Here is a 7,245-nt window from a genome sequence, read left to right as displayed (position 1 = left end):
TTTGCATTGATTTAATTGATTTTTATCTATTGTAGGATGAGAAAGAATAACAGTACTTTAATATCAAAATCCCATTGTAAGTTGTATTTGATTTAGGTAATGTAGTGTAAATGTTTCAAGGACGAAATTTATGCCCCATAAAAACTCGGTATTTGTAAAAACAACGTTTCAATCATCTTTTCATTCACACAACTACACCGCTATTTTAAGAACACTACAAGCTTTGTTTGGTGATATTAAAATGGACGAGGTTATTCCTAAAGCTGAGCAGCGCACAAATTATGATTTGTTTTTAATAGATGGTGCTAAAAGCAAATGGCAAGACCTTATTCCGACTGACCTTATTTGTTTAGCTAAACACTATAGCGTTGTCATTTTTAATGTTGATAAAGAAGATGTGTGCGAGCAAAACTTATTGCTTAACCATTTTAATGGTGTTTTTTATAAATCTGATCCACCAGAAGATATTTTTAAAGGGTTACTTCGTGTTAATACTGGCGAGCTTTGGTTTACGCGTAAAGTGATTTCAAAAGCTTTTAACGATATTTTAGCCGTGGCATCGTCGTTTAATAGCTTACACGACGACATTGAATTAAAGCAGGACGATTACGATCATTTAACAAAACGAGAAAAGTCTGTTATTCATTTAATTGCACAGGGGGCGAGTAACAATACAATCGCTGATAAACTTAACATTAGCGACCACACTGTAAAAACACATTTATACAGTGCGTTTAAAAAAACTAACTCACGCAACAGGGTGGAGCTTGCTAATTGGGCGCAGCGCTATATATCGGTTTTGCTGCCAATGGCTAAATAAGAGTAAAGCCACCAATACTTTATTAAAGTTATTAAAGTAAAAACTTTATCCTCTAGATTTTTTATAAGGGTTGGGTTAGCGAAGTACTTTCAACTTACTAATCACACAACCTATAAAGGCTACAATATGTAGCCTTTAGTTAATCCAGGAAATCAGTTTACGCCGATTTTTTAGCCCATAAGCCTTTATCAATACCTTTTGTTATGAGATCTGTGAGTGCTTTTTCTATTGCTTGGGTAACACAAATACTCATAGGTTCATTGTCGCTAAAGCCTGCTTCTGCTTCTGCCAGTCGTTTGTAGCTTACGTATCTAAAAAAGCCTGCACGCATTTCTTGGCTAAGTACTTTTTTGCTGGTGGCTACACTTAGTAGTACTTGTCCTGTACGAACATCAACAGCGCGTAAGTATATTGAAATAGCATCTTCGCGGTAAAGCTCTGATGCGCCTATACCAAAGTATTCCATACCCAAACCACCTGTTTTTACATTAGTGTCGTAGCTTATGATACCGCCCTCTAAAATGATTTTTGCGGTTGTTAGCGGGGGTAAATCAGCTTGGTTAGGATTATCGGCTTGGCCCGCACGAATAATTTTTCGCTCTGTTAAAATGTTTTGTAAACCTTCACGCTCTACCGGCGTAAACCAATCAGATTCATGTAATGCTTGTATGAGTATTGAGTTAGCACCTTGAGTAACGGCAGTCGAAAATGAGCTAACGTTAGTTTGTGGCTTATATTGACCTGTTTGATCTCTAAATGAGTATACTGATACAGGAATACTCCCGACCGGTTTTGGTAAGTTTTTCAGATCTGCGAATAATTCGGTTGGTTCTAAACTAACTGCTTTTTGTTGCGATGGTGGGATTAAATTCCCTAGGCTCGCACAACCGCTCAATCCTATTAATATTATTGTTATTAGTAGTTTATACATTATCCAAACCTCGGTACTTCAATGATCACCACGGTGTCATCAATTATATTTGTTATTCTTACTGTAATAGAATCGGTTGTGCTGGTTATAACTTCAATTTGATAATCGCCACTCATAAATATGGAGTCTTGATTGAAAAGGCTATCTTCTATGTCCTCACCAAATGCCATATCGGTAATTTCTCTTACCATACGGTTTAAATAGGTGCGCTCTAGAGTTTCTTGAAATTGTTCAGCGTAACCTTTTTCTACTACCGGTGCTTTATGCTTGTTTTGAGCTTGGGCTTTACTCAACAGCATATTTGCATTGAGTGGGTTACCACCAAAGCTTGGGTTAATTGGGGTGTAAATTATTTCAGTTGCTGCTGCTGAAAAGCTTAATGTTGTTATTATTATAAGGGCTATATTTTTCATTTTACCATCCATCTTTAGCCATATCGGGTGTTGACACTGCCATGTTTTCGCGAGCCATTGCATCTATCACTGTATAAACAGCCTGCTCCACACGCTCATTTAAAGGCTCTAGTCGTCTACCTAAATAAGTTGCGTAAACAAGTTGGTTATTCATTATTAACGACAGCTTTGTGCCTGCTTTTGGAATGACCGTTTCTTTAATTTCAATGTTAAAACCTGCAGTTGAAGGGAGATCTCGCCAGTAATTAGAAAACTCAAAATAGAACTGATGACCAAAGCGGCTAATACTCCTATCAAGTAGTAGGCCGTCAATCTCCAACTCTTCAGCGGCATAAGATGCGGGCATTAAAAACAGAGAAAGCGTAAGTAATAATACTTGGTAATGGTTTTTATTATTATGCATAACTAAATGGGGAGAGTTGCTCTCCCCAACCTCAATAATTACATTTGAGTAATAGAAGTCACGTTACCGTCACCAATTTGGGTCACTGAAACAGTGCTGTTGAAACCAATTACGGCGCCTTCAACAATGTTATCGTTACCCATTTGAGTTACGCTAAACGAAACGTTTTCGCCACCTACTAAAAATGCAGGTTGCTCCATTCCAACTACCCAGTTACCTTCGCCAGTTTGTGAAATATCAATGCTGTGGCCATTACCTTCAACCATCATATCAACTACGTTCATTTCACCTGTTTGAGCTAGGTCAATCTGGTTCATGTTGCTATCTAAAATACCTGCAAGTGTAACCATGGCTTCGTTTTGAGAACCATTTTGCATAATATCGATATCGTTGTCGTTTGATGTTAGAGATATATCAGGATATGAAGACTCAACAACAGCAGTGTTTTCTTGGCCAGACTGAATAACGTTAACGTCATTTTCAGACCCATTAAAGTTAACAACGTGTGCTGAATTTGATTCACCTACTTGGTTAATCATAAATTCGTTATCGGTACCTAAAACGCCCATGTAAGCATCATTTAATAAGCCAACTTGTGTAGCCGTTAATTCATTATCGTCACCAATAATATCAACGGTTGTTGAGTTGCTTAAATCAACCTGAGTTACTGTAACTTCGTTGTTTTGACCTTCGAATAAGTTTGATTCGATAGTATTTAAAGAACCTTCTTGGTCTAAATCAATTTCGTTTTCATCGCCTAATACAGCTACAAATGTTACTGCGTTAGTATTGCCTTCTTGTTCAATTGAAAGCTCATTTGCATCGCCTAAAATATCAGTGAAGGTAACAGTATTACGATCGCCGTCTTGTTCAATATCAAGCTCGTTATCGTTGCCTTGTAAAGAACTCACTTTGAAGGTATTCCAGTAACCGTTTTGCTCAAGACTCAGGCTATTCTGATCGCCCATTACAGAGGTTAATTCAGCTTCATGCCACTCACCTGTTTGTAATGAACTGATTTCGTTGCCATTACCTTTCATATCTAAGTTGTAAAACCAATGACCACCAGTGCCTTGCTCTACATCAACGATATTGTCGTCACCAACAATCATGTTGACAGCTTCGTTGTTTACAAAAAAGCCTTGGCCACTTTGCAAAACATTTAGGTAATTATTATTACCAGTAACTTCGGTAATTACACCGTTGGCAACGCCATCTTGGGCATATACTTGCTCGTTGTTGTTACCAATTGTTGTTACGCCAACATAATTACCTGATTGTAATTGAGTAACTTCTGTTGTGTTCTCGTTTCCAGTAGTCGAAACCTCAATAGTATTACTATCTCCCTCTTGCATTAAAATCGCGGTGTTATTATTTTGCGATTGCGCCAATGTCATTGAATTAGCGGTGCTAAGTATAGATATTTTTGTACTAAGTTCTGAGTTTGATGCTGATTTGTTGTCGGTATCTGCATATGAGGCAAAGCTGGTACCCATTGCTATTGCAACAGCACAACTTAAAAGTGATTTATTCAACTTCATTATTTTCTCCTTGAAATATTAAAATCAAATACCCTAAATGTTATAGGTTTTAATAAGGTATTTGTTGTTTCAGCATGCCGTGCCGATATGTTTTTTGTGATCCGCTTGCGTAACTTTAGAAGTAGGTGAAGCGTAATATGTGACTATAAATAATTAAGTTTTAATTTGTCATAAATATTGAACTAACAAAGTTTAAGCTCAAATTCATAATCACCCATTAACTGTATTCCCCTATTTCATTTTCTTAAATCATCATTTTTTACCAAATAATTAACCTTTTATTATCATCGGTTTATGTGTGTAACTGGTGGGTTTTAATGTAATAGCAAGCAAAAGCAGTAAAAAAGTTTGACCCTATAATGGGTAAGGTTGTAATGGGGCAGTTCATTAAAATGACTGTGTTTAGTGTTTTTTTTATAGCCAAACTGGTCAAAATTTATGATTTTTAATTCTTTTTAACTTTTTAACTTGTCAAATATCGTATTTACTAGTTTGCTTATAACTTGCCACGTGATCCCTTGTACTTGAAATAGTGAACAAACCCGCTTAGTGCTTCTAAGCTAACCCAACTATGGATAGAACAATGAAAACAAAATTATCTATTATTACGCTTGCTTTACTACCTTGTTTGGCTTCGGCTAAATTACCTGATGCAGGAGCTCTTCCACAAGCAGCTGCAAGCAGTGACTCTGTTATTGTTAAATATAAAAAAAATGCAACACCTCAAATGCGTAAACAAGCACGAAGCTTGGTTAAAGCAAAAATTACAGATTTAAATAATGATGAAGTTGATGATAACTTCACATCATTATTCTCAGGTCGCCTTGCTAAATTTAAAGTGTCTGGCATGAGCACTAAAGAAGCTATTGAGCGTTTAAAGTCTCATCAAGCTATTGAATATGTTGAGCCAGATTACCGAGTAAGTATTGCAAGCGCACCTAACGACCCTCGTTTTGATGAGCTTTGGGGCCTAAATAATGAAGGTCAGACCGGTGGTACGGCAGACGCTGATATTGATGCTGTAGAAGCGTGGACTATTTCTACTGGTAGTCGTGATGTAGTTGTTGGTGTAATCGATACAGGTATTGATTATAGCCATAGCGATTTAGCGAGCAATATGTGGGTAAATACCTCTGAAATCGCAGGCGATGGTATTGATAATGACGGTAATGGCTTTATCGATGATATTCATGGTATCAATGCGATTACCAATACTGGCGACCCTATGGATGATGAAGGTCACGGAACGCATGTGTCTGGAACTATAGGTGCGAGTGGTAATAACTCTGTGGGTGTAGTGGGTGTAAATCATGAAGTATCACTTGTTGGTTGTAAGTTTTTAGATGCAGCAGGTAATGGATCAACATCAGATGCAATCAAGTGTATTGATTACATGGTTGGCCTAAAAAACTCTGGTGTTAACATCCGCGTATTAAATAATAGTTGGGGTGGCGGTGGCTATAGCCAAGCGCTGGCTGATGCAATCGAATCAAGTGAAGCTGCGGAGCTACTGTTTGTAGCTGCAGCAGGTAACGACACTATTGATAACGATGTAAACCCACATTATCCATCAAACTACGAAAATGCGAGTGTTCTATCGGTTGCAAGTACTAACCAAACTGATGATATTTCGTGGTTCTCTCATTGGGGCTTAACCAGTGTTGATATGGGCGCACCAGGTACAGCTATTTTATCTACTACACCGGGTGAAAGTTATGCATCGTATTCTGGTACGTCAATGGCAACGCCGCATGTTGCTGGCGCAGCTGCGCTAGTTTTATCTATTAATCCAGAGTTATCTACTCAAGAACTTAAAGATTTATTAATGAGCTCGGGCGATGCTAATGCTGCACTGCAGGGGAAAACGGTAGCCGGTACGCGACTTAATGTTAACCAAGCACTTATTGATGCGGATCCAACTCCTGGTTTTAAAATATCAGCTAGCCCGCTTACCCAACAAATTATAGCTGGAGAGGCTACAAGCTATACATTTACAATTGGCTCAATTGCCGAGTGGGATGAGGAAGTAACGCTTGAATTATCAACAACATTAGGTGGTGCTTATTTATCATCGCTTACAGCGCGCCCTGGTGATGACGTGATACTAAATGTTGAAACCGATACTGATACTCAGTGGGGAGATTACGAGTTTACCGTAACTGCCACTGCGGGTGATATTGTTAAACAGCAATCGGTTGAATTAATGATACAACCATTAGGGTTAAATGACTTTACCTACAGCAGTACTGGTAGCGTAGCAATTCCAGATAATTCTCCACAGGGGATTAGCTCAGTAATTAATGTTTCTGATGATTTAACCGTATTTGGCACAACCGCCGATGTTGATATTACTCATACTTACTCTGGTGATTTAGTTGTAAAACTAATATCTGCACAAGGTACAGAGGTAACATTGCAAAGCAATGTTGGTGGTAGTAACGATGATATTGTTAAGAGCTTCACGTCTAGTGCATTCAATGGCGAAGTAGCAAATGGTGACTGGACTCTTCATGTAGAAGATACTGCAGCCGCTGATACAGGCACAATTAATGGCTGGTCACTTACGCTTAGCGCTATAGGCGAAGTAAGTGCACAACCGCCACGTGCAGGCTTTACTGTTGATACGCAAGGTTTAACAGCCTCGTTTGTAGATACAAGCAATGATGCCAATAACGACATTACACAATGGAGCTGGAGCTTTGGCGATGGCGCTACATCAACAGATTCAAGCCCTGTGCATGCATATGCGCAATCGGGTAGTTACGATGTAGAACTAACTGTTACTGACAGTGAAGGTAATACAGATACATTTACCCAAACCGTTGTTGTAAGTGACGTGACCCTTGAACTGAACTTAAAACGCGCTAACAAAACACGCCTAGGTACGATGCGTGTAGAACTTAGCTGGGAAGAAGTGGGTGCAGAGTCATTAAGCGTTTACCGTAATGGTGAGTTAGTTGATACTACTGCAGATAACGGTCGCTACCGTGATTACGTGCGTGGAGCTACATTACCATCGTACGATTACCAATTATGTGTAACAGAAAATGTGTGTTCGAATATCATCACCGTTTCTTTTGAATAAATTTCACTACTCCTAAAGTAATTTAAGCCCAGCTTTGCTGGGCTTTTTTATG

Annotated in this window: 6 protein-coding genes; 2 read left to right on the top strand and 4 right to left on the bottom strand. The window is 38.5% G+C overall.

What is annotated here, in order from left to right; genetic code table 11:
• Positions 1 to 130 precede the first annotated feature (130 nt).
• Positions 131 to 820 (top strand): response regulator transcription factor, encoded by a 690-nt coding sequence (locus tag GQR46_RS13680; protein WP_007584415.1) that lies wholly within the window; start codon positions 131 to 133, stop codon positions 818 to 820.
• Positions 821 to 977: 157 nt separating this feature from the next.
• On the opposite strand, the gene GQR46_RS13675 is transcribed toward GQR46_RS13680, so the two are convergent.
• From GQR46_RS13675 to GQR46_RS13660, 4 genes are all read right to left on the bottom strand, one after another.
• Entirely contained in the window at positions 978 to 1,751 is a 774-nt protein-coding gene (locus GQR46_RS13675) for a CsgG/HfaB family protein (RefSeq protein ID WP_007584410.1), read from the bottom strand.
• Positions 1,751 to 2,176 (bottom strand): curli assembly protein CsgF, encoded by a 426-nt coding sequence (locus GQR46_RS13670; RefSeq protein ID WP_007584408.1) that lies wholly within the window; start codon positions 2,174 to 2,176, stop codon positions 1,751 to 1,753. The genes GQR46_RS13675 and GQR46_RS13670 overlap by 1 nt, the downstream gene beginning before the upstream one ends.
• Complete coding sequence (locus GQR46_RS13665; protein ID WP_085999476.1) at positions 2,166 to 2,510, bottom strand: curli production assembly/transport protein CsgE; 345 nt, start codon at positions 2,508 to 2,510, stop codon at positions 2,166 to 2,168. The genes GQR46_RS13670 and GQR46_RS13665 overlap by 11 nt, the downstream gene beginning before the upstream one ends.
• Positions 2,511 to 2,605: 95 nt before the next feature.
• Positions 2,606 to 4,108 carry a curlin gene (locus GQR46_RS13660; RefSeq protein WP_007584406.1) on the bottom strand — a complete coding sequence of 501 codons (1,503 nt, stop codon included), beginning with the start codon at positions 4,106 to 4,108 and terminating at the stop codon, positions 2,606 to 2,608.
• Between the two features lie 583 nt (positions 4,109 to 4,691).
• On the opposite strand from GQR46_RS13660, the gene GQR46_RS13655 reads away from it, so the two are divergent.
• Positions 4,692 to 7,193 (top strand): S8 family serine peptidase, encoded by a 2,502-nt coding sequence (locus GQR46_RS13655; protein ID WP_165741232.1) that lies wholly within the window; start codon positions 4,692 to 4,694, stop codon positions 7,191 to 7,193.
• Positions 7,194 to 7,245 lie beyond the last annotated feature (52 nt).

The organism is Pseudoalteromonas sp. Z1A6, from assembly GCF_011378745.1.
GTDB lineage: Bacteria > Pseudomonadota > Gammaproteobacteria > Enterobacterales > Alteromonadaceae > Pseudoalteromonas > Pseudoalteromonas arctica.
The sequence above is the reverse complement of the archived record's forward strand: the minus strand, read 5'-3'. Positions and strand labels throughout refer to the sequence as shown.

Excerpts from the sequence above, each read along its gene's own strand:
- GQR46_RS13660 (WP_007584406.1), bottom strand. The coding sequence starts at position 4,108 with ATGAAGTTGAATAAATCACTTTTAAGTTGTGCTGTTGCAATAGCAATG.
- GQR46_RS13670 (WP_007584408.1), bottom strand. The coding sequence starts at position 2,176 with ATGGATGGTAAAATGAAAAATATAGCCCTTATAATAATAACAACATTA.
- GQR46_RS13655 (WP_165741232.1), top strand. The coding sequence starts at position 4,692 with ATGAAAACAAAATTATCTATTATTACGCTTGCTTTACTACCTTGTTTG.
- GQR46_RS13675 (WP_007584410.1), bottom strand. The coding sequence starts at position 1,751 with ATGTATAAACTACTAATAACAATAATATTAATAGGATTGAGCGGTTGT.
- GQR46_RS13680 (WP_007584415.1), top strand. The coding sequence starts at position 131 with ATGCCCCATAAAAACTCGGTATTTGTAAAAACAACGTTTCAATCATCT.
- GQR46_RS13665 (WP_085999476.1), bottom strand. The coding sequence starts at position 2,510 with ATGCCCGCATCTTATGCCGCTGAAGAGTTGGAGATTGACGGCCTACTA.